General features: G+C 55.3%; 19 protein-coding genes, 1 tRNA gene, 1 rRNA gene and 1 riboswitch. Of the genes, 9 read left to right on the plus strand and 12 right to left on the minus strand.

Features of this window, described 5'->3' with window-relative positions; translation table 11 throughout:
* Positions 1 to 28 precede the first annotated feature (28 nt).
* Entirely contained in the window at positions 29 to 4,252 is a 4,224-nt protein-coding gene (rpoC, locus tag G0034_RS00975) for a DNA-directed RNA polymerase subunit beta' (RefSeq protein WP_014882066.1), read from the plus strand.
* A 58-nt stretch (positions 4,253 to 4,310) separates the two neighbouring features.
* Here rpoC and G0034_RS00980 read toward each other — a convergent pair whose 3' ends face one another.
* The 10 genes from G0034_RS00980 to G0034_RS01025 all read right to left on the minus strand — a co-directional run bounded on the left by G0034_RS00980 (position 4,311) and on the right by G0034_RS01025 (position 13,066).
* The gene (locus G0034_RS00980; RefSeq protein WP_008503455.1) at positions 4,311 to 4,628 is read right to left on the minus strand and encodes a PTS lactose/cellobiose transporter subunit IIA; all 318 of its coding nucleotides are present in this window, start codon (positions 4,626 to 4,628) and stop codon (positions 4,311 to 4,313) included.
* A 4-nt stretch (positions 4,629 to 4,632) separates the two neighbouring features.
* Entirely contained in the window at positions 4,633 to 4,938 is a 306-nt protein-coding gene (locus G0034_RS00985) for a PTS sugar transporter subunit IIB (protein ID WP_014882067.1), read from the minus strand.
* A gap of 146 nt (positions 4,939 to 5,084) precedes the next feature.
* Positions 5,085 to 6,626: a sensor domain-containing diguanylate cyclase gene (locus G0034_RS00990; RefSeq protein WP_050862836.1), complete on the minus strand. Its 1,542-nt coding sequence runs from the start codon at positions 6,624 to 6,626 to the stop codon at positions 5,085 to 5,087.
* Positions 6,627 to 6,964: 338 nt separating this feature from the next.
* Complete coding sequence (gene thiH, locus G0034_RS00995; protein WP_014882069.1) at positions 6,965 to 8,092, minus strand: 2-iminoacetate synthase ThiH; 1,128 nt, start codon at positions 8,090 to 8,092, stop codon at positions 6,965 to 6,967.
* Positions 8,089 to 8,859: a thiazole synthase gene (gene thiG, locus G0034_RS01000; protein WP_050862834.1), complete on the minus strand. Its 771-nt coding sequence runs from the start codon at positions 8,857 to 8,859 to the stop codon at positions 8,089 to 8,091. The genes thiH and thiG overlap by 4 nt, the downstream gene beginning before the upstream one ends.
* Before the next feature lies 1 nt (position 8,860).
* Positions 8,861 to 9,061 (minus strand): sulfur carrier protein ThiS, encoded by a 201-nt coding sequence (gene thiS / locus G0034_RS01005; RefSeq protein WP_014882071.1) that lies wholly within the window; start codon positions 9,059 to 9,061, stop codon positions 8,861 to 8,863.
* Positions 9,045 to 9,800 (minus strand): thiazole biosynthesis adenylyltransferase ThiF, encoded by a 756-nt coding sequence (thiF, locus tag G0034_RS01010; protein WP_047028103.1) that lies wholly within the window; start codon positions 9,798 to 9,800, stop codon positions 9,045 to 9,047. Before thiF ends, thiS begins: the two co-directional genes overlap by 17 nt.
* Positions 9,793 to 10,428 carry a thiamine phosphate synthase gene (thiE, locus tag G0034_RS01015; protein ID WP_117582332.1) on the minus strand — a complete coding sequence of 212 codons (636 nt, stop codon included), beginning with the start codon at positions 10,426 to 10,428 and terminating at the stop codon, positions 9,793 to 9,795. The genes thiF and thiE overlap by 8 nt, the downstream gene beginning before the upstream one ends.
* On the minus strand, positions 10,428 to 12,323 hold the full coding sequence (thiC, locus tag G0034_RS01020; protein WP_179120427.1) for a phosphomethylpyrimidine synthase ThiC: 1,896 nt from the start codon (positions 12,321 to 12,323) through the stop codon (positions 10,428 to 10,430). Before thiC ends, thiE begins: the two co-directional genes overlap by 1 nt.
* A 79-nt stretch (positions 12,324 to 12,402) precedes the next feature.
* A riboswitch (TPP riboswitch) is annotated at positions 12,403 to 12,514 on the minus strand.
* 54 nt (positions 12,515 to 12,568) lie between these two features.
* Positions 12,569 to 13,066 carry an Rsd/AlgQ family anti-sigma factor gene (locus tag G0034_RS01025; protein ID WP_014882075.1) on the minus strand — a complete coding sequence of 166 codons (498 nt, stop codon included), beginning with the start codon at positions 13,064 to 13,066 and terminating at the stop codon, positions 12,569 to 12,571.
* Between the two features lie 95 nt (positions 13,067 to 13,161).
* Between G0034_RS01025 and nudC the strand changes: the two genes are divergently transcribed.
* The 6 genes from nudC (at position 13,162) to G0034_RS01055 (ending at position 17,514) form a co-directional block, all read left to right on the plus strand.
* A complete protein-coding gene (gene nudC, locus G0034_RS01030) occupies positions 13,162 to 13,935 on the plus strand; it encodes an NAD(+) diphosphatase (protein ID WP_023338926.1) in 774 nt (257 codons plus the stop codon).
* A 38-nt stretch (positions 13,936 to 13,973) separates the two neighbouring features.
* Positions 13,974 to 15,038 (plus strand): uroporphyrinogen decarboxylase, encoded by a 1,065-nt coding sequence (gene hemE, locus G0034_RS01035; RefSeq protein WP_023336588.1) that lies wholly within the window; start codon positions 13,974 to 13,976, stop codon positions 15,036 to 15,038.
* 9 nt (positions 15,039 to 15,047) lie between these two features.
* Positions 15,048 to 15,719: a deoxyribonuclease V gene (nfi, locus tag G0034_RS01040; protein ID WP_179120428.1), complete on the plus strand. Its 672-nt coding sequence runs from the start codon at positions 15,048 to 15,050 to the stop codon at positions 15,717 to 15,719.
* A 41-nt stretch (positions 15,720 to 15,760) separates the two neighbouring features.
* Positions 15,761 to 16,351 (plus strand): YjaG family protein, encoded by a 591-nt coding sequence (locus G0034_RS01045; RefSeq protein WP_014882079.1) that lies wholly within the window; start codon positions 15,761 to 15,763, stop codon positions 16,349 to 16,351.
* A 186-nt stretch (positions 16,352 to 16,537) separates the two neighbouring features.
* Positions 16,538 to 16,810 carry a nucleoid-associated protein HU-alpha gene (gene hupA, locus G0034_RS01050; RefSeq protein WP_002445246.1) on the plus strand — a complete coding sequence of 91 codons (273 nt, stop codon included), beginning with the start codon at positions 16,538 to 16,540 and terminating at the stop codon, positions 16,808 to 16,810.
* 11 nt (positions 16,811 to 16,821) lie between these two features.
* Entirely contained in the window at positions 16,822 to 17,514 is a 693-nt protein-coding gene (locus G0034_RS01055; RefSeq protein WP_014882080.1) for a DUF1481 domain-containing protein, read from the plus strand.
* A gap of 48 nt (positions 17,515 to 17,562) precedes the next feature.
* Here the strand turns inward: G0034_RS01055 and purD are convergent, their stop codons facing one another.
* Positions 17,563 to 18,855 (minus strand): phosphoribosylamine--glycine ligase, encoded by a 1,293-nt coding sequence (gene purD / locus G0034_RS01060; RefSeq protein ID WP_047028107.1) that lies wholly within the window; start codon positions 18,853 to 18,855, stop codon positions 17,563 to 17,565.
* Positions 18,856 to 18,871: 16 nt separating this feature from the next.
* Positions 18,872 to 20,461, minus strand: a complete 1,590-nt coding sequence (purH, locus tag G0034_RS01065) for a bifunctional phosphoribosylaminoimidazolecarboxamide formyltransferase/IMP cyclohydrolase (RefSeq protein WP_023331770.1) — start codon at positions 20,459 to 20,461, stop codon at positions 18,872 to 18,874.
* 561 nt (positions 20,462 to 21,022) lie between these two features.
* On the opposite strand from purH, the gene G0034_RS01070 reads away from it, so the two are divergent.
* Positions 21,023 to 22,562 (plus strand): 16S ribosomal RNA (locus tag G0034_RS01070).
* 85 nt (positions 22,563 to 22,647) lie between these two features.
* Positions 22,648 to 22,723 (plus strand) — tRNA-Glu (locus G0034_RS01075).
* The last annotated feature ends 44 nt before the right edge of the window (positions 22,724 to 22,767 follow it).

Here is a 22,767-nt window from a genome sequence, read left to right on the forward strand (position 1 = left end):
TTGTGCTAACTCCGACGGGAGCAAATCCGTGAAAGATTTATTAAAGTTTCTGAAAGCGCAGACTAAAACCGAAGAGTTTGATGCGATCAAAATTGCTCTGGCTTCGCCAGACATGATCCGTTCATGGTCTTTCGGTGAAGTTAAAAAGCCGGAAACCATCAACTACCGTACGTTCAAGCCTGAGCGTGACGGCCTTTTCTGTGCGCGTATTTTCGGGCCAGTAAAAGACTACGAGTGCCTGTGCGGTAAGTACAAGCGCCTGAAACACCGTGGTGTGATCTGTGAGAAGTGTGGCGTTGAAGTGACCCAGACCAAAGTGCGTCGTGAGCGCATGGGCCACATCGAGCTGGCGTCTCCGACTGCGCACATCTGGTTCCTGAAATCTCTGCCGTCCCGTATCGGTCTGCTGCTGGATATGCCGCTGCGTGATATCGAACGTGTACTGTACTTCGAATCTTATGTGGTTATCGAAGGCGGTATGACGAACCTGGAACGTCACCAGATCCTGACTGAAGAGCAGTATCTGGACGCGCTGGAAGAGTTCGGTGACGAATTCGACGCGAAAATGGGTGCGGAAGCTATCCAGGCCCTGCTGAAGAGCATGGATCTGGAGCAAGAGTGCGAGCAGCTGCGTGAAGAGCTGAACGAAACCAACTCCGAAACCAAGCGTAAAAAGCTGACCAAGCGTATTAAACTGCTGGAAGCGTTCGTTCAGTCTGGTAACAAACCAGAGTGGATGATCCTGACCGTTCTGCCGGTTCTGCCGCCAGATCTGCGTCCGCTGGTTCCACTGGATGGTGGTCGTTTCGCGACGTCTGACCTGAACGATCTGTATCGTCGCGTCATTAACCGTAACAACCGTCTGAAACGTCTGCTGGATCTGGCTGCGCCGGACATCATCGTACGCAACGAAAAACGTATGCTGCAGGAAGCGGTAGATGCCCTGCTGGATAACGGTCGTCGCGGTCGTGCGATCACCGGTTCTAACAAGCGTCCTCTGAAATCTTTGGCCGATATGATCAAAGGTAAACAGGGTCGTTTCCGTCAGAACCTGCTCGGTAAGCGTGTTGACTACTCCGGTCGTTCTGTTATCACCGTAGGTCCATACCTGCGTCTGCATCAGTGCGGTCTGCCGAAGAAAATGGCACTGGAGCTGTTCAAACCATTCATCTACGGCAAACTGGAACTGCGTGGCCTGGCCACCACCATCAAAGCCGCGAAGAAAATGGTTGAGCGTGAAGAAGCTGTCGTTTGGGATATCCTGGACGAAGTGATCCGCGAACACCCGGTACTGCTGAACCGTGCACCAACCCTGCACCGTCTGGGTATCCAGGCATTTGAGCCAGTACTGATCGAAGGTAAAGCTATCCAGCTGCACCCGCTGGTTTGTGCGGCGTATAACGCCGACTTCGATGGTGACCAGATGGCTGTTCACGTACCGCTGACGCTGGAAGCCCAGCTGGAAGCGCGTGCGCTGATGATGTCTACCAACAACATCCTGTCCCCAGCGAACGGTGAGCCAATCATTGTTCCTTCTCAGGACGTTGTACTGGGTCTGTACTACATGACCCGTGACTGTGTTAACGCCAAAGGCGAAGGCATGGTGCTGACTGGCCCTAAAGAAGCTGAGCGTATTTATCGCGCTGGCCTGGCCTCTCTGCATGCGCGCGTTAAAGTGCGTATCACTGAATACGAAAAAGATGCAAACGGCGAATTCGTTGCGCACACCAGCCTGAAAGACACGACTGTTGGCCGTGCCATTCTGTGGATGATCGTACCGAAAGGTCTGCCTTTCTCCATCGTCAACCAGGCGCTGGGTAAGAAAGCGATCTCCAAAATGCTGAACACCTGTTACCGCATTCTGGGTCTGAAGCCGACCGTTATCTTCGCTGACCAGACAATGTACACCGGCTTTGCTTATGCAGCGCGTTCAGGTGCATCTGTTGGTATTGATGACATGGTCATCCCAGAGAAGAAACACGAGATCATCTCTGAAGCGGAAGCTGAAGTTGCTGAGATCCAGGAGCAGTTCCAGTCTGGTCTGGTAACCGCGGGCGAACGCTATAACAAAGTTATCGATATCTGGGCTGCGGCGAACGATCGTGTATCCAAGGCGATGATGGATAACCTGCAGACCGAAACCGTCATTAACCGTGACGGCGTAGAAGAGCAGCAGGTTTCCTTCAACAGCATCTACATGATGGCCGACTCCGGTGCGCGTGGTTCTGCAGCACAGATTCGTCAGCTGGCAGGTATGCGTGGTCTGATGGCGAAGCCAGATGGCTCCATCATCGAAACGCCAATCACCGCGAACTTCCGTGAAGGTCTGAACGTACTCCAGTACTTCATCTCCACGCACGGTGCGCGTAAAGGTCTGGCGGATACCGCACTGAAAACAGCGAACTCCGGTTATCTGACGCGTCGTCTGGTTGACGTTGCCCAGGATCTGGTCGTAACTGAAGACGATTGTGGCACCCTCGAAGGTATCACCATGACCCCGGTTATCGAGGGTGGTGATGTTAAAGAGCCACTGCGCGATCGCGTACTGGGTCGTGTAACCGCGGAAGACATTCTGAAGCCGGGTACCGCAGACATTCTGGTTCCACGCAACACGCTGCTGCACGAACAGTGGTGTGACCTGCTGGAAGCGAACTCTGTTGACTCCGTGAAAGTGCGTTCCGTTGTATCCTGTGACACCGACTTTGGTGTTTGTGCGCACTGCTATGGTCGTGACCTGGCGCGTGGCCACATCATCAACAAAGGTGAAGCTATCGGCGTTATCGCGGCACAGTCCATCGGTGAGCCAGGTACACAGCTGACGATGCGTACGTTCCACATCGGTGGTGCGGCATCTCGTGCGGCTGCTGAATCCAGCATTCAGGTGAAAAACAAAGGTAGCATCAAGCTCAGCAATGCGAAGTCGGTTGTTAACTCCGCAGGCAAGCTGGTTGTGACCTCTCGTAACACCGAGCTGAAGCTGATCGACGAATTCGGTCGTACCAAAGAGAGCTATAAAGTACCTTACGGTGCGGTTATGGCGAAAGGTGATGGCGAGCAGGTTGCCGGCGGTGAAACCGTTGCAAACTGGGATCCACACACCATGCCGGTTATCACCGAAGTAAGTGGTTTCATCCGCTTTACTGACATGATCGACGGCCAGACCATTACTCGTCAGACCGACGAGCTGACCGGTCTGTCTTCTCTGGTGGTTCTGGATTCTGCTGAACGTACTACCGGTGGTAAAGATCTGCGTCCTGCACTGAAAATCGTTGATGCTCAGGGTAATGACGTTCTGATCCCGGGTACCGATATGCCTGCGCAGTACTTCCTGCCGGGTAAAGCGATTGTACAGCTGGAAGATGGCGTACAGATCAGCTCTGGTGACACCCTGGCGCGTATTCCTCAGGAATCCGGCGGTACCAAGGACATCACCGGTGGTCTGCCACGCGTTGCGGACCTGTTCGAAGCACGTCGTCCGAAAGAGCCGGCAATCCTGGCTGAAATCAGCGGTATCATTTCCTTCGGTAAAGAGACCAAAGGTAAGCGCCGTCTGGTTATCACTCCAGTAGATGGCAGCGAGCCGTACGAAGAGATGATTCCTAAGTGGCGTCAGCTCAACGTGTTCGAAGGTGAACGTGTAGAACGTGGTGACGTTGTTTCCGACGGTCCAGAAGCGCCGCACGACATCCTGCGTCTGCGTGGTGTACATGCTGTTACCCGTTACATTGTTAACGAAGTACAGGACGTATACCGCCTGCAGGGCGTTAAGATTAACGATAAACACATCGAAGTTATCGTTCGTCAGATGCTGCGTAAAGCAACCATCGAAAACGCAGGCAGCTCTGAGTTCCTCGAAGGCGAGCAGGTTGAATACTCACGCGTCAAGATCGCTAACCGCGACCTGGAAGCGAATGGCAAAATCGGTGCGACTTACGCGCGCGATCTGCTGGGTATCACCAAAGCGTCTCTGGCAACCGAGTCCTTCATCTCTGCAGCATCGTTCCAGGAAACGACTCGTGTCCTGACCGAAGCGGCTGTTGCAGGTAAACGTGATGAACTGCGCGGTCTGAAAGAGAACGTTATCGTGGGTCGTCTGATCCCAGCGGGTACCGGTTATGCATACCATCAGGATCGTATGCGTCGTCGTGCTGCGGGCGAACTGCCAGCTGCACCGCAGGTGACTGCTGAAGATGCATCCGCGAGCCTGGCAGAACTGCTGAACGCAGGTCTGGGCGGTTCCGACAACGAGTAATCGTTGATGCCGTAAATAAAAAACCCGCCTCGGCGGGTTTTTTTACATCTGCATTTTTTCAATTCACTAACGGGATCCGTCGATAAAGCTCAATCATGTCGCCTGCCAGATCCTGAATCACCATGGCGTTCATCAGGTGGTCCTGAGAGTGAACGGTTATCAGGTTGACCGGGAGCTTGCCGGTTCCTTCGTCAAGACCGATAAGCTGTGTCTGGATCGTATGCGCATGCTTCACATATTCGCGAGACTCTTCCATTGCTTTTTCGGCTTCGTCGAACTCACCTTTGCGGGCCATTTGTAGTGCCGTAAGCGCGGCACTTCGCGCCGCCCCGGCGTTGACCAGCAGTTCCATGATCGTTGTCTCTAAATCTTCCATGAGGTCACTCCAGCAGTTTGAGGGCTTTTTCCAGTACGGCATCGCCTTTCATCATGCCGTAGTCCATCATGTCGATCACCGCGACTTTTTTGCCCAGTGGGTCAGCCTGTGCCTGCAGTTTTGCCTGCTCGTATTTAACCTGTGGCCCCAGCAATACGATGTCGGCCGTCGCGATGTTGTCTTTAAACTCCGCAACCGGAACGGCTTTAATGGTGACTTCAACCCCTTTTTTCTGCGCGGCGTCTTTCATACGTTGAACCAGCATGCTGGTTGACATTCCCGCTGCACAGCATAAAACGATGTTCTTCATAATCAGCCTCGATCTACATGTGTTTATTGATAATTATCCCGTGCAGACCGCTTCAACAACCGCTTTACCGCGATTGTGTGTCAGGCATCACAAAGAAAACGGCATTTTCCTGAAACCGGTTACAATTCTGACGGGAGGAGAGAAAATTAGGCGACGGTTGTTCGAACAATGCGGTTTTTTCCCTGCTGTTTAGCGCTATAAAGCGCGTTATCGACACTTCCCACCAGTTGTTCCAGCGGTTCGAAGTGCCATTCCCCCAGACCCGCACTGAACGTAACGTGCAGGTTTTCTTCCCGCCAGACGCGCCTTTCAACGGCGGTGCGCCAGGCGTCAAGCAATGAGAATGCGGCAGCGATCTGCTCGGCCTGGAAGATCACCGCGAACTCTTCTCCACCGTAGCGATAGACCGAGATGTTGTGTGGCTGCATTATCTGGATCCCTTCGCGCGCCACATTACGCAGGACAATGTCACCACTCAGATGTCCCCATGTGTCGTTGATCGATTTGAAGTTATCGATATCAATCAGCGCCAGTGCGAAAGGCTGGTGGGCGGTCAGCAGTTCATCCACATCATTGTCAAACGCGCGGCGGTTTTTGCAGCCGGTCAGCGCATCGTGAGTCGCCTGGCGAACATACGCCATCTCACGCTCTTTATTGGACTGAATTGTGTGGCTCAGCATCGCTTCCAGACGCGGCGCCTGGCTGACATCGCCCGTTTTGATCGCATTGATAATGGTCATCAATACGGTACGCGAGGCATGACGCAGATAAAGACCGAAGAGAATGATGATGATGGCTGCCAGCGCAAAGCCCCAGCCAACGATAGTGGTTTCGTGGCGGGTGATATCGGTAAGCGTTGCGCCAGATACCCGATAGATAACAAACCAGTCCGGGTTCGTGAAAGAGTAGTAGTAATACCAGGCATTGGTTTTCCGGTCGTAAAGATGGCCTTCGCCGCTGGTCATTTTGTCCATCAGCGCTTCGCTCACGTACTTTTTGAACAGGGCGCCGGTATCTGGGTGCAGCACGACGGTCCCGTCGCGTTCGACGACGAAGAATTCCCCTTGTACGGGGGCCACCATTTGTCGAAGGGTATACCCCATCGACGTCAAATCAAGATGAAAAGCGAGGGTTCCCTTGAGTCTGCCTTCTTTTGAAATCAATGGCTTATAAAGCGTAACTGTCGGATGCCCGGTAAAGTAGTCCGTATAATGATGGGTATAATGGCTGAAAATACTGGCTTCTGCGTGCGCGACAAACCACGGGCGCGTCCGCGGATCGACGTTTTTACTCTTTTCCGTGGGAGGCGCTTCTGGTGCGTGTAAATAATGCCCCTCTGTGTCGGCCAGCGAGATGGATGACACGGTCGGCATCAGGTTTTGCAAATGCATCAACATCTGCAGCCCTTGCGTCGGGTTGACGTTGAGCGTCTCATTCAGTATCTCGCTGCGGGCAAAGTACATCGCAGAGCGACCAAGGATATAGTCGTTTTCACGCAGGATTGATTCGGTATAGTTAACCGCCAGGTTATGCGTGAAGTTACTGTTAATCTTGTGATAATCCTCAAGGAAATCCTTTCTTTGCGAAAGAGAGACCACGACCGCGATCAGCGCAAAACTGCACAGGATCCCCGCGAAGCTGAGCATGATTGGCCGGGTAAAAGAGAGCTTTTTGCTGTGAAGTGCCATGAGTTGTACATCGATCCTGATGGTGAATATTTTTTGTCTGCCGATATCCTCTCAGCATAGTCGCTGTCCTGCGGTTCGCGGTGAATTATACGGAACACGATTTTCGGCAAGATGATTTATCTTAAGAATCACTAAGAAATTCCTTATCCATGTTTTTGCCGCCCCATTTATGCAAGAAATCGGAGGCAGGGCGAAACGAGGAAGAAGCTTTTCGCCCTGGCCAGCATCCCTTGCTGACCGGGTGACAATAAAAAACCGGACAATCGCTGACAATCGTCCGGTTTTAGCTTTCCGTAGCGTCTCGACACTTTTTTACCGTATTGCAGCGTGTTTCAACGTTATTGCGAGGCTCTTCCCAGCCAGCTGTCCCAGTCTTTCCAGACCGGCTGTAGACCCTGTGCCGTCAGGGCGGCGGCGACTGCCTCCGGACGTCGCCCGTCATGCGGTGCAAACTGTTCCAGCTCCGGGTGATCGTCGGCGTAACCGCCCGGCTGTGTTTTGGAAAACGCGCTAACGTTGTTAATTGCCAGCGGGATCACGCGATCGCGAAACGCCGGGGACTCACGCGTTGAAAGCGATAATTCAACCTCCGGGGCGAGCAGGCGAAACGCGCAGATAGTCTGCACCAGCTGACGCTCATCCATCAGCGATGCCGGTTCTATTCCGCCTGCGCAGGGGCGCAGGCGGGGGAAAGAGATAGAATACCGGCTCTGCCAGTAGTGCTGCTGGAGCCACAGCAAATGTTCTGCCACCATGTAGCAATCGACCCGCCAGCTGTCGGAGAGCCCAATCAGCGCCCCGAGACCGATTTTATCGATCCCGGCGCGGCCCAGCCTGTCCGGTGTCTCCAGCCGGAAGAAGAAATCCTGTTTCTTCCCCTTCAGGTGGTGCCGGGCGTACGTTGCCTCGTGGTAGGTTTCCTGGTAAACCATGACCCCATCCAGCCCGAGCGATTTTAACTCCGCGTACTCGTCCTGCGACAGGGGCTGTACCTCCATCTGCAACGACGCAAACTCGCGACGTATCGCCGGAAGGTGCTGACGGAAATAGTCCATTCCCACTTTTCCCTGATGCTCGCCCGTGACCAGCAGAAGATGTTCGAACCCCATTTCACGAATGGCGGCGCACTCACGTGCGATCTCATCTTCATCAAGGGTTTTCCGCTTGATGCGGTTGCTCATGGAGAAACCGCAATAGGTGCAGTCATTGGCGCACAGGTTCGAGAGATAAAGTGGAACGTAGAAGCTTACCGTGTTGCCAAAACGCTGGCGGGTAAGGCGCTGAGCGCGCTGCGCCATCGGTTCAAGGTACGCGCTGGCCGCCGGAGAGAGCAGGGCCATCAGGTCCTCACGGGTCAGATGACGGGCATTCAGGGCACGCTCCACGTCAGCCGCCGTTTTGCTGTTGATACGCAGGGCGATATCGTCCCAGTTGAGCTGACGCCAGCGTTCGGTAAACGTGCTCATGAGAGAGCCTCCAGAAAACCGGTCAGCGGGCTGGTGGCCTGCGCCTGAAAACTGCGCGAGCCAGGGCCGGATCCTCTTGCCAGCAAGCCGGCCTCTACGGCCATGCGGAACGCGCGCGCCATCATGACCGGATCGTCAGCCACCGCAATCGCCGTATTGACCAGTACCGCGTCGGCCCCCATCTCCAGCGCCTGCGCGGCATGGCTTGGTACGCCAATCCCCGCATCGACCACCACCGGCACGGTGGCTTGTTCAATGATGATCTCCAGCATCGCGCGAGTTTCGAGACCCTGATTAGAGCCAATTGGCGCACCCAGCGGCATCACGGCGACACAGCCGACCTCTTCCAGACGCTTACACAGCACAGGGTCCGCCCCGCAGTAAGGCAGGACGGTAAACCCTTGCTGCACAAGCTTTTCTGCTGCTTTCAGCGTTTCAATCGGGTCCGGCAGCAGCCAGCGGGCATCCGGATGAATTTCCAGCTTCAGCCAGTGGGTACCGAGCGCTTCACGTGCCAGCTGTGCGGCGAAAATTGCTTCTTCCGCCGTTTTTGCACCGGAGGTGTTGGGCAAGAGCGTAACGCCTGCCTCCAGCAAAGGCGCAAGAATGGCATCGTTGTGCTGGCGCAGATCCACGCGTTTCATCGCCAGCGTCACCAGCTGGCTGCCACTTTCACGGATGGCCTCTACCATCAGCTGTGGAGAGGCGAACTTTCCGGTTCCGGTAAACAGATGTGAATCAAAGATTTTATCGGCAATATGTAGCATCTCAGCCCCCTGCGATAACCTGAAACAGCAGGATCTGGTCGCCGTCATTGACCTGCTGATGTTCCCACTGCTCGCGCGGTAGGATCTGTTGATTGAGTGCCAGCGCCGTTCCCGGCTTGAGCTGACGTAACTTATCGAGCAGGGCGGCAATGGTCAGCCCGTCGTCGCAGCTTATCGGCTCATCGTTAAACAGAATGCGCATCGCGGCCTCCGCATACCGGGCAGTGGCTGGCGCGGTTTAAGGCCAGATGGCGCCAGCCGCCTGAACGAGCGTCGAACAGCCGCAGCGTATTACGTTCCGTCTCCATGCCGCTGAGCAGCTTGATGGCCTCAAGCGCCTGAAGGGTGCCCATTACTCCGACTACCGGGCCAAGAATGCCTGCCGTGCGGCAGTTGCGTGCGGGCTCGGCATCGTCCGGCCACAGGCAGCGATAGCAGCCCTGCGCCCAGGGGGGCGTCAGGACCATCATCTGTCCGCCGAACCCCACCGCGCTGGCGGTGATCAGGGGCGTGTTATTGATCACGCAGGCGGCGTTGATCGCCTGACGCGTCGCCATGTTGTCAGTGCAGTCCAGCACCACGTCGGCAAGGGCGACCTCACGGTGCAGATTTTCATCGCTCAGCCGCGTCTGGAGTGCAATCAGTTCGATGTCCGGGTTGAGCTGATTCAGCCTCTGGCGGGTAATCTGCGCTTTGGGTTGATTAATGTCCTTTGTCGTGAAGAGGATTTGTCGCTGCAGGTTGCTGAGGTGCACCTCGTCGTCGTCGGCCAGCACCAGCGTACCGATACCTGCGCCTGCCAGATAAAGCGCGGCGGGGGCGCCTAATCCACCCAGACCAACAATCAACACCCTGCTGGCGAGCAGCTTTTGCTGCCCGTCGATGGCGATATCCTCCAGCAGAATTTGACGGCTGTAGCGCATAAAATCGCGGTCATTCATCGCCCGCTCCTGCCAGCTGTAAAAGCCGTGCCGTGGCCGCCTGCCAGTCCCCCGCCTGGGTAATCGCGCTGACGACGGCGATACTGCCGACGCCGGTTTCCAGTACCGCAGGGGCGCGTTCAAGGCTTATCCCGCCAATGGCAACGGTGGGATAATCGGCCAGGCGCTTAACGTGTAAGGCCAGCTGCGTTAAACCCTGTGGTGCGGAGGGCATCTGCTTGGTTTGCGTCGGAAAAACGTGGCCGAGGGCAATGTAGGAGGGGCGCGCCGCCAGTGCCACGTCAATTTCCATATCGTCGTGTGTCGACACCCCCAGCCGCAGCCCGGCTTTGCGGATAGCGTTAAGATCGGTAGTTTCCAGATCTTCCTGACCCAGATGGACGCCGTACGCCTGGTGCTTAATGGCCAGCCGCCAGTAGTCGTTGATAAACAGACGAGCGTGGTAGCGTCGTCCCAGCGCGATGGCGGCGATAACGTCGGCCTCAACTTCTTCATCGCGCTTATCCTTGATGCGCAGCTGGAGGGTGCGAACGCCTGCCTCCAGCAGGCGTTGGATCCACTCCACGCTGTCCACCACCGGATAGAGCCCTAAACGGAAGGGCACGGAGGGGAAATCAGGCTGGTACATTAGGCCTCCTCTTTTTTGAGGTAGATCTCGCCGCCTTTCGCGCGGAAGGTTTCTGACATGTCTGCCATACCCACTTCAATGGTCTGTGCGGCGGCGTAGTCGCGTACCTCCTGGCTGATTTTCATCGAGCAGAATTTTGGACCGCACATGGAGCAGAAGTGTGCCACCTTGCCCGATTCCTGCGGCAGGGTTTCGTCGTGGTAGGCGCGGGCGGTGAAGGGGTCCAGCGCCAGGTTGAACTGATCTTCCCAGCGGAATTCAAAGCGCGCCTTCGACATGGCGTTATCGCGGATTTGCGCCCCCGGGTGGCCTTTCGCCAGATCCGCCGCATGAGCGGCAATCTTGTAGGTAATTAGTCCTTGCTTCACGTCCTCTTTATTTGGCAGGCCCAGGTGCTCTTTCGGCGTGACGTAGCAGAGCATGGCGCAGCCGAACCAGCCGATCATCGCTGCGCCAATCCCGGAGGTGAAGTGGTCGTAGCCCGGTGCAATATCGGTGGTCAGGGGCCCCAGAGTATAGAACGGCGCTTCGTGGCAGTGCTCCAGCTCCTCGGTCATATTGCGGCGGATCATCTGCATAGGCACATGTCCAGGGCCTTCAATCATCACCTGTACGTCATACTCCCAGGCAATTTTTGTCAGTTCGCCCAGCGTGTGCAGCTCGGCAAACTGCGCTTCGTCGTTGGCATCGCGAATGGAGCCCGGACGCAGGCCGTCGCCCAGCGACAGGGATACGTCATAGGCGGCGCAGATTTCGCAGATCTCGCGGAAGTGTTCGTAGAGGAAGTTTTCCTGATGATGTGACAGACACCATTTTGCCATGATGGACCCGCCGCGGGAGACGATGCCGGTCAGACGTTTTGCGGTCATCGGCACGTAGCGCAGCAGCACGCCAGCGTGAATCGTGAAGTAGTCCACGCCCTGTTCCGCCTGCTCCAGCAGCGTGTCGCGGAAGGTTTCCCAGGTGAGGTTTTCGGCGATGCCGTTCACTTTCTCCAGCGCCTGATAAATCGGGACGGTACCAATCGGGACCGGGCTGTTACGCAGGATCCACTCGCGGGTTTCGTGAATATAACGGCCAGTTGAGAGGTCCATTACCGTGTCCGCGCCCCAGCGCGTTGACCAGACCAGCTTTTCTACCTCCTCTTCGATGGAGGAAGTGACGGCAGAGTTACCGATATTGGCATTGACCTTCACCAGGAAATTGCGGCCGATAATCATCGGTTCGGATTCCGGGTGGTTGATGTTGGCAGGGATAATCGCGCGGCCAGCGGCCACTTCGTCACGCACAAACTCCGACGTGATGTTTTCCGGCAGGCGAGCGCCAAACCCTTCACCTGGATGCTGGTGGCGCAGCACTTCGCTACGGATACGCTCGCGGCCCATGTTTTCACGAATGGCGATGAACTCCATCTCCGGTGTGACGATCCCCTGGCGCGCATAGTGCAGCTGGGTCACGCGTTTGCCCGCTCTGGCGCGTTTTGGCGTCAGCAGACCGGTGAAACGCAATTCGTCCAGACCGTCGTCGGCCAGGCGCGCTTTGGTGTACGACGAGCTTTGTTCGTTGAGTTCTTCACAGTCGTTACGTGCGTCAATCCACGGCTGGCGCAGCTTTGCCAGACCCCGCTGAACATTGATGGCAACAGAGGGATCGCCATACGGGCCGGAGGTGTCATACACCGGGACGGCTTCGTTGTCTTCATATTGCGGGTTATCTTTGCTGCCGCCGATAAGCGTCGGGCTAAGCTGGATTTCGCGCATCGGCACGCGAATGTCGGCCTGTGAACCGGTGATGTATATGCGCTTCGAGTTCGGGAAAGCGGTACCTTCCAGGGTATCGATGAAGTGTTGGGCGTGTTCGCGCTGTTCGCGACGGGTCAGTTTAGTGGTAGACATAGCTCATTCCAGAAGTGAAGGACATGGCTTGTCAGACGACGGATGAAGCAAGAGAAGATCGCCTCAGGGGCGATACAACAGCAGTGTGACTCTTGTTCCCTTCGCAGGTATTAACCTGATCAGGTTCCGCGGATCCCGAATTAACGGTCTCAGCCCGCGCGTTTAAGCGCTGGGCACTCCGACAAGAAAAATCCCCCTCCGCAGAGGGGCGAATGGTTGTAAATTACTCGTTAACGATTAAGAACTCAAGCAGGGCGCGCGATGTTATCTTCGTTACTCACATCCAGGCCGTTATCCAGGACGAGGGCGATCAGCCTGTCTTCCAGCGTGAATCGCTCTTCCAGCGCTTCGCCAAGATCGGAAAGCGCCTGCTGGAACTCAAGATAATTGTCGTGATCGATGGCATTTTCGAGCGTGGAATCGTAGTAATCCATGATCTGCTGGGTGTTGGCTTCCAGCAACGGATAGAGTTTACTGGCCGCTAAATACGGCGTTGTCCCTTCCATTTCGCGGATAATACGTTCATAAATATTGAAATGTCCGTCGGACAGGTAGTCGACCAGGCTCTGACAAAAATCATCCAGCGCTTTTTCATTCAGCCGCATAAACGATTCTTTGCCAGGCTTAATACCGACCAGATTGTAATAAGCCACGAGTAGATGCTTGCGTACATGTAGCCAGCGATCCACCAGTTTGTTACTTCCTCTAACGCGCTCAGTCAGGCTTTCTAGCTGGTTTAACATGGTTGACTCCGCAAGGTTGAGAATTGAATCTGCTTATCCAAAATGTAACCACAATGCTAACAACATGTCAGTGAAGCGAAGGTAGTGCAATAGATATGGATCGTATTATTGAAAAATCAGATCTGGGTTGGTGGATCGTCAGTCACGAACAAAAACTATGGCTTCCTGCCGGGGAGATCCCTTATGGTGCAGCAGAGGCGTTCGATCTTGTTGGCCAGCCAGCACTGAAGATTGGTGAATGGCAGGGGGATGCAGTGTGGTTGATCCAACAGCCTCGCCGTCAGGAGATGGGATCGGTTCGTCAGGTGCTGGATCAGGATGTTGGCTTGTTCCAGCTGGCGGGGCGCGGCGTCCAGCTGGCGGAATTTTACCGCTCGCATAAATACTGCGGCTACTGCGGCCATACCATGCACCCGAGCAAAACCGAGTGGGCAATGCTCTGCGGCCACTGCCGTGAACGTTACTATCCGCAGATTGCACCCTGCATTATCGTCGCCATTCGCCGTGAGGATACTATCCTGCTGGCGCAGCATACCCGCCATCGCAACGGCATTTATACCGTTCTTGCCGGTTTCGTCGAAGTGGGTGAAACGCTGGAGCAGGCGGTAGCGCGTGAAGTGATGGAAGAGAGCGGGATCAAGGTGAAAAACCTGCGCTACGTAACGTCTCAGCCGTGGCCATTCCCGATGTCCCTGATGACGGCGTTTATGGCGGAATACGACAGCGGTGAGATCGTTATCGATCAGAAAGAGCTGCTGGACGCGAACTGGTATCGTTATGACGATTTGCCTCTGTTACCGCCACCCGGCACCGTGGCGCGTCGGCTGATAGAAGATACCGTGGCGATGTGTCGGGCCGAGTATGAGTAGTGTTACACTGAGGCCATGACGCTTAAGGAACTGCAAAAATGACCGAACTGAAGAACGATCGTTATCTGCGTGCGCTGCTGCGCCAGCCCGTTGATGTCACCCCGGTGTGGATGATGCGCCAGGCAGGACGCTATCTGCCAGAGTACAAAGCCACGCGTGCGCAGGCAGGTGATTTTATGTCGCTTTGCAAAAACGCTGAGCTGGCCTGTGAAGTGACGCTCCAGCCGCTGCGCCGCTTCCCGCTGGATGCCGCCATTCTCTTTTCGGACATTCTGACCATTCCGGATGCAATGGGCCTTGGCCTGTACTTTGAAACCGGCGAAGGCCCGCGTTTTACCTCCCCGATCAAAAGCAAAGCCGACGTGGATAAGCTGCCGATCCCCGATCCGGAAGGCGAACTGGGCTATGTGATGAACGCCGTGCGCACCATTCGCCGTGAGCTGAAAGGCGAAGTGCCGCTGATTGGCTTCTCCGGTAGCCCGTGGACGCTGGCAACTTACATGGTTGAAGGTGGCAGCAGCAAAGCTTTTACCGTGATCAAAAAAATGATGTACGCCGAGCCGATGGCTCTGCATGCGCTGCTGGACAAGCTGGCGAAGAGCGTCACGCTCTATCTCAACGCGCAGATTAAAGCGGGCGCGCAGTCAGTGATGATTTTCGATACCTGGGGTGGCGTACTGACCGGGCGCGATTATCAGCAGTTCTCCCTGTATTACATGCACAAAATCGTTGATGGCCTGCTGCGTGAAAACGAAGGCCGCCGCGTGCCGGTGACGCTGTTCACCAAAGGTGGCGGTCAGTGGCTGGAAGCGATGGCGGCGACCGGCTGCGATGCATTGGGTCTCGACTGGACGACCGATATCGCTGATGCTCGCCGTCGCGTGGGCGACAAAGTGGCGCTGCAGGGCAATATGGACCCGTCCATGCTCTATGCACCGCCAGCCCGCATTGAAGAAGAAGTGTCGACTATACTCTCTGGTTTCGGCCAGGGGGAAGGCCACGTCTTTAACCTCGGCCACGGCATTCATCAGGATGTTCCGCCAGAGCATGCAGGCGTATTTGTGGAGGCGGTGCATCGGCTTTCTGCCCAGTATCACCAGTAAGGAGTGGTTATGGATCTCGCGTCGCTACGCGCTCAGCAAATTGAACTGGCTTCATCGGTGATCCGCGAGGATCGCCTGGATAAGGATCCCCCGCAGTGCATTGGCGGAGCGGACGTCGGATTCGAGCAGGGTGGTGAAGTGACGCGAGCGGCGATGGTGGTTCTGAAATACCCTTCGCTGGAGCTGGTTGAGTACAAGGTGGCGCGTATCGCCACCACTATGCCGTACATTCCGGGTTTCCTCTCCTTTCGCGAGTATCCCGCGCTGCTGGCAGCATGGGAGCAGCTCTCGCAAAAACCTGACCTGCTGTTTGTGGATGGACACGGTATCTCACATCCGCGCCGTTTAGGCGTGGCCAGCCATTTTGGGCTGCTGGTGGATGTGCCGACCATTGGCGTTGCCAAAAAACGCCTGTGTGGCGCGTTTGAACCACTTTCCCCCGAGCCGGGTGCGCTGGCGCCGCTTATCCATAAAGGCGAGCAGCTGGCGTGGGTCTGGCGCAGCAAAGCGCGCTGTAATCCGCTGTTTATCGCGACCGGTCACCGGGTGAGCATGGACAGCGCACTGGCGTGGGTTCAGCGCTGCATGAAGGGCTACCGTTTACCGGAGCCAACCCGCTGGGCGGACGCCGTCGCTTCCTCGCGTCCGGCTTTTGTTCGTTGGCAGGAAATTCAGCCGTGATTCAGGTAAACTGCGGCTAATTTTCGATTCGAGACATCATCATGTTACAAAACCCGATTCATCTGCGCCTTGAGAAGCTGGAAAGCTGGCAGCACGTCACCTTTATGGCTTGCCTGTGCGAGCGCATGTATCCCAACTATGCCGCGTTCTGTAAGCAGACGGGCTTTGGTGATGGTCATATCTACCGCCGCATTCTGGATTTGATCTGGGAAACGCTGACGGTCAAAGACGCAAAGGTGAATTTCGACTCCCAACTGGAAAAGCTGGAAGAGGCGATCCCGGCCGCGGATGATTTTGATCTGTACGGTGTCTATCCGGCCATTGATGCCTGCGTGGCATTAAGTGAGCTGATCCACTCCCGTCTGAGTGGCGAAACCCTGGAGCATGCTATCGAAGTCAGTAAGGCATCCATTACGACCGTTGCGATGCTCGAAATGACCCAGGAAGGCCGTGAAATGACCGACGAAGAGCTGCGAGCTAACCCGGCGGTTGAGCAGGAATGGGATATCCAGTGGGAAATTTTCCGCCTGCTGGCAGAGTGTGAAGAACGTGACATTGAGCTGATCAAAGGGCTGCGTGCGGACTTACGTGAGTCGGGTGAGAGCAATATTGGTATAATTTTTAACCAATGAGACAACAAAACGTGATTTAACGCCTGTTTTGTCGCACCTCGACTCTTCCCTTCTGCCCCCCGTCTGGTCTACATTTGGGGGGCGAAAAAAAGTGGCTATCGGTGCGTGTATGCAGGAGAGTGCTTTTTTGGCATTTTCGTCGCACTCGATGCTTAGCAAGCGATAAACACATTGAAAGGATAACTTATGAACAAGACTCAACTGATTGATGTAATTGCGGACAAGGCTGATCTGTCTAAAGTGCAGGCTAAAGCTGCTCTGGAATCTACCCTGGCTGCTATTACTGAGTCTCTGAAAGAAGGCGATGCTGTACAACTGGTTGGTTTCGGTACCTTCAAAGTGAACCACCGCGCTGAGCGTACTGGCCGCAACCCGCAGACCGGTAAAGAAATCAAAATCGCCGCAGCTAACGTGCCGGCATTTGTTTCTGGTAAAGCACTGAAAGACGCTGTTAAGTAAGACGCGTGGCAGTGAACAGTTTTAGCGAAGGGGCGGCAACGCCCCTTTTGTCATTCTGGCGTGGAACGCTCGCGCTGGCAGGCGTGCTTCTGCTGTCTGCCTGCAGCCACGACACCTCTCTGCCACCGTTTACCGCCAGCGGGTACGCTGACAATCAGGGTGCGGTGAGGATATGGCGCAAAGATTCCGGCGGCGAAGTGCATCTGCTCTCTGCTTTCAGTCCGTGGCATAACGGCAATACGTCGACCGCGGAGTATCGCTGGCAGGGTGATTACCTGTCGCTGATTGAACTGAACGTCTACAGTAAAACCCCCGAACATGTGAAAGTGCGTTTTGACGACCATGGTGAGCTGAGCTTTATGCAGCGTGAAGTGAGTGGTCAAAAACAGCAGCTTTCCAGCGATCAGATTGCCCTCTACCGCTATCGTGCTGAACAAATCCGCCAGACCAGCGATGCGCTTCGTCTGGGACGTGTGGTGCTGCGTCAGGGGCGCTGGCATAACGATGGCACGGTAACCACCTGCGAAGGGCAGACGGTGAAGCCTGAGCTTGAATCCTGGGCGACCGAACATATTCAACGCCGTCAGCGTCATTCATCAATGGAAGTGAGTGTCGCGTGGCTTGAGGCGCCGGAAGGCTCTCAGCTGTTGCTGGTGGCGAACGAAGATTTCTGCACGTGGCAGCCGACAGAGAAGAGTTTTTGACGTAAATCCCCTCTCCCTTGAGGGAGAGGGTTAGGGTGAGGGGGAAAATTACTCGCCCTGCTCGCGCGCAATCGCACGATAACCAATATCCTGACGGCTAAAGCTACCGTTCCAGTGAATATCCGCCATCAGCGCATAGGCACGCTTCTGCGCTTCTGCAACGGTATGACCCAGTGCGGTAGCACACAGGACGCGGCCGCCGTTGGTCAGTACGCGCTCGTCGTCAGACAGTTTCGTACCCGCGTGGAATACCTTCGCGCCGTCAATCTCTTCCAGCGGCAGGCCGTGGATTTCATCACCGGTTTTGTAGTTACCCGGATAACCGCCCGCAGCAATCACTACGCCCAGAGACGCACGTTCGTCCCACTCTGAGGTTTTTTCGTCCAGCTTGCCTTCGCAAGCCGCCAGACACAGATCGACCAGGTCCGATTTCATGCGCAGCATTATCGGTTGAGTTTCCGGATCGCCAAAGCGGCAGTTGAACTCGATAACCTTAGGGTTGCCCTGCTTGTCGATCATCAGACCTGCATAGAGGAAACCGGTGTAGGTATTCCCTTCCGCCGCCATGCCTTTCACGGTAGGCCAGATAATGCGGTCCATGGTGCGCTGATGTACTTCATCCGTCACCACCGGGGCAGGGGAGTAGGCGCCCATCCCGCCGGTATTAGGACCGGTATCGCCATTACCCACGCGTTTATGATCCTGGCTGGTGGCCATCGGCAGAACGTGCTCGCCGTCGACCATGACAATGAAGCTCGCTTCTTCGCCGTCGAGGAACTCTTCAATCACGATACGGTGGCCTGCATCGCCAAAGGCATTGCCAGCCAGCATATCCTGAACCGCGGCTTCCGCTTCTTCGAGGGTCATCGCAACGATAACGCCTTTACCGGCGGCCAGACCGTCGGCTTTAATAACGATCGGCGCGCCTTTTTCACGCAGGTAAGCCAGAGCTGGCTCCACTTCGGTGAAGTTCTGATATTCCGCCGTCGGGATGTTGTGACGTGCCAGGAAATCTTTGGTGAAGGCCTTAGACCCTTCCAGTTGGGCAGCACCTTCCGTTGGTCCGAAGATTTTCAGGCCAGCAGCGCGGAACGCGTCAACTACGCCAATCACCAGGGGCGCTTCCGGGCCGACAATGGTCAGATCGATTTTCTCATTCTGGGCAAAGTTCAGCAGGGCCGGGATATCGGTCACACCGATGGCGACGTTCTGCAAAGCGGGTTCCAGGGCAGTACCGGCGTTACCCGGTGCCACGAAGACCGTTTTCACCCGCGGAGACTGCGCCGCTTTCCACGCCAGGGCGTGCTCGCGTCCGCCGTTACCAATCACTAATACTTTCATTTTTCTGCTCCGGGAATTAATGGCGGAAGTGGCGCATGTCGGTGAAGATCATCGCGATACCGTGTTCGTCGGCGGCGGCAATCACTTCGTCGTCGCGGATAGAACCACCTGGCTGGATCACGCAGGTAATGCCTACAGCGGCTGCCGCATCGATACCGTCACGGAACGGGAAGAAGGCATCAGAGGCCATGGCGGAACCTTTCACTTCCAGCCCTTCATCACCTGCTTTGATCCCGGCAATTTTCGCAGAGTAGACACGGCTCATCTGGCCTGCGCCTATTCCGATGGTCATGTTCTCTTTGGCGTAGACGATGGCGTTGGACTTGACGAACTTCGCCACTTTCCAGCAGAACAGCGCGTCACGCAGCTCCTGCTCGCTCGGCTGGCGTTTGGTCACTACGCGCAGGTCAGCTTCTGTCACCATACCCAGATCGCGATCCTGAACCAGAAGGCCGCCGTTCACGCGTTTGAAGTCCAGACCCGGCACGCGATTTGCCCACTGACCGCAAATCAGTACGCGCACATTCTGTTTTGCTGCGGTGATTTTGAGCGCTTCTTCGGATGCCGATGGTGCAATGATCACTTCAACAAACTGTCGGGAGATGATGGCCTGCGCGGTTTGGGCATCCAGCTCGCGGTTGAAGGCGATAATGCCGCCAAACGCGGAGGTCGGGTCGGTTTTGTAAGCACGGTCGTAAGCGTCCAGAATAGAGGTGCTCACCGCCACGCCGCATGGGTTAGCGTGCTTGACGATAACGCAGGCTGGCTCGCTGAACTCTTTCACGCATTCCAGCGCAGCGTCGGTGTCAGCAATATTGTTGTAGGAGAGCGCCTTGCCCTGAACCTGCTGAGCGGTGGCAACCGAGGCTTCTTTGATCTCTTCTTCTATATAGAAGGCAGCCTGCTGGTGGCTGTTCTCGCCGTAACGCATATCCTGCTTCTTGATGAAGTTCAGGTTCAGCGTGCGCGGGAAGCGGCCAGAAGGATCGTTGCTTTCACCGTGGTAAGCCGGCACCAGGCTACCGAAGTAGTTGGCGATCATGCTGTCGTATGCAGCGGTGTGTTCGAAGGCTTTGATAGCGAGGTCGAAACGCGTGTCGAGCGTCAGTGACCCTTCGTTGGCATCCATCTCGCTAATAATGGTGTTGTAATCGCTGCTCTTCACCACGATGGCCACATCTTTATGGTTCTTGGCTGCAGAGCGCACCATGGTCGGGCCGCCGATATCAATATTTTCTACCGCATCTTCCAGAGAGCAGCCTTCGCGGGCAACGGTCTGGGCAAACGGGTAGAGGTTAACGACAACCATGTCGATTGGCGCAATATCATGCTTTTCCATAATGGCATCGTCCTGGCCGCGACGGCCAAGAATACCGCCGTGCACTTTCGGATGCAGAGTTTTGACGCGTCCATCCATCATCTCCGGGAAACCGGTGTAATCGGACACTTCGGTTACCGGCAGACCTTTATCTGCTAACAGGCGTGCGGTGCCGCCTGTAGAAAGCAGCTCCACACCGCGTGCAGAAAGTGCCTGAGCGAATTCGACGATACCGGCTTTATCAGAAACACTGAGCAGAGCGCGGCGGACTGGACGACGTTGTTGCATGGTAAATCCCCTGGATTTCACGATTACAGAGAGCGTTAGATGAATTTTCCTGCGAAAAACTCATCTAACACACCTGACGAGGCATCCTTGTGAAGCGCGAGCATTTTAACGAAAACGTTTGCGCAACGCTCGCACATTTTTACTTTTTCGTATCATTGTGGATAAGTCTGTGTGTAAAAGGGTATAAGGCGGGGTTTTGCTGTGGAATGCAGCAGTCAGTCATTTTTCTGTCATTTAGCGGTTGCGGCCTGCAGAGAACTCCCTATAATGCGCCTCCATCGACACGGCAGATGTGAATCACTTCACAGACAACCCGGTCGGTTGAAGAGAAAAAATCCTGAAATAACGGGTTGACTCTGAAAGAGGAAAGCGTAATATACGCCACCTCGCAACGGTGAGCGAAAGCCGCGTTGCAACTGCTCTTTAACAATTTATCAGACAATCTGTGTGGGCACTCAAAGTGACATGGATTCTTAACGTCGCAAGACGAAAAATGAATACCAAGTCTCTGAGTGAACATACGTAATTCATTACGAAGTTTAATTCACGAGCATCAAACTTAAATTGAAGAGTTTGATCATGGCTCAGATTGAACGCTGGCGGCAGGCCTAACACATGCAAGTCGAACGGTAGCACAGAGAGCTTGCTCTCGGGTGACGAGTGGCGGACGGGTGAGTAATGTCTGGGAAACTGCCTGATGGAGGGGGATAACTACTGGAAACGGTAGCTAATACCGCATAACGTCGCAAGACCAAAGAGGGGGACCTTCGGGCCTCTTGCCATCAGATGTGCCCAGATGGGATTAGCTAGTAGGTGGGGTAATGGCTCACCTAGGCGACGATCCCTAGCTGGTCTGAGAGGATGACCAGCCACACTGGAACTGAGACACGGTCCAGACTCCTACGGGAGGCAGCAGTGGGGAATATTGCACAATGGGCGCAAGCCTGATGCAGCCATGCCGCGTGTATGAAGAAGGCCTTCGGGTTGTAAAGTACTTTCAGCGGGGAGGAAGGTGTTGTGGTTAATAACCGCAGCAATTGACGTTACCCGCAGAAGAAGCACCGGCTAACTCCGTGCCAGCAGCCGCGGTAATACGGAGGGTGCAAGCGTTAATCGGAATTACTGGGCGTAAAGCGCACGCAGGCGGTCTGTCAAGTCGGATGTGAAATCCCCGGGCTCAACCTGGGAACTGCATTCGAAACTGGCAGGCTAGAGTCTTGTAGAGGGGGGTAGAATTCCAGGTGTAGCGGTGAAATGCGTAGAGATCTGGAGGAATACCGGTGGCGAAGGCGGCCCCCTGGACAAAGACTGACGCTCAGGTGCGAAAGCGTGGGGAGCAAACAGGATTAGATACCCTGGTAGTCCACGCCGTAAACGATGTCGACTTGGAGGTTGTGCCCTTGAGGCGTGGCTTCCGGAGCTAACGCGTTAAGTCGACCGCCTGGGGAGTACGGCCGCAAGGTTAAAACTCAAATGAATTGACGGGGGCCCGCACAAGCGGTGGAGCATGTGGTTTAATTCGATGCAACGCGAAGAACCTTACCTACTCTTGACATCCAGAGAACTTTCCAGAGATGGATTGGTGCCTTCGGGAACTCTGAGACAGGTGCTGCATGGCTGTCGTCAGCTCGTGTTGTGAAATGTTGGGTTAAGTCCCGCAACGAGCGCAACCCTTATCCTTTGTTGCCAGCGGTCCGGCCGGGAACTCAAAGGAGACTGCCAGTGATAAACTGGAGGAAGGTGGGGATGACGTCAAGTCATCATGGCCCTTACGAGTAGGGCTACACACGTGCTACAATGGCGCATACAAAGAGAAGCGACCTCGCGAGAGCAAGCGGACCTCATAAAGTGCGTCGTAGTCCGGATTGGAGTCTGCAACTCGACTCCATGAAGTCGGAATCGCTAGTAATCGTAGATCAGAATGCTACGGTGAATACGTTCCCGGGCCTTGTACACACCGCCCGTCACACCATGGGAGTGGGTTGCAAAAGAAGTAGGTAGCTTAACCTTCGGGAGGGCGCTTACCACTTTGTGATTCATGACTGGGGTGAAGTCGTAACAAGGTAACCGTAGGGGAACCTGCGGTTGGATCACCTCCTTACCTTAAAGAACCTGCCTTTGCAGTGCTCACACAGATTGTCTGATGAAAAGTAAATAGCAAGGCGTCTTGCGATTGAGACTTCAGTGTCCCCTTCGTCTAGAGGCCCAGGACACCGCCCTTTCACGGCGGTAACAGGGGTTCGAATCCCCTAGGGGACGCCACTTGCTGGTTCGTGAGTGAAAGTCGCCGACCCCCATATCTCAAA

The organism is Enterobacter sp. T2 (assembly GCF_010692925.1).
GTDB lineage: Bacteria > Pseudomonadota > Gammaproteobacteria > Enterobacterales > Enterobacteriaceae > Enterobacter > Enterobacter kobei.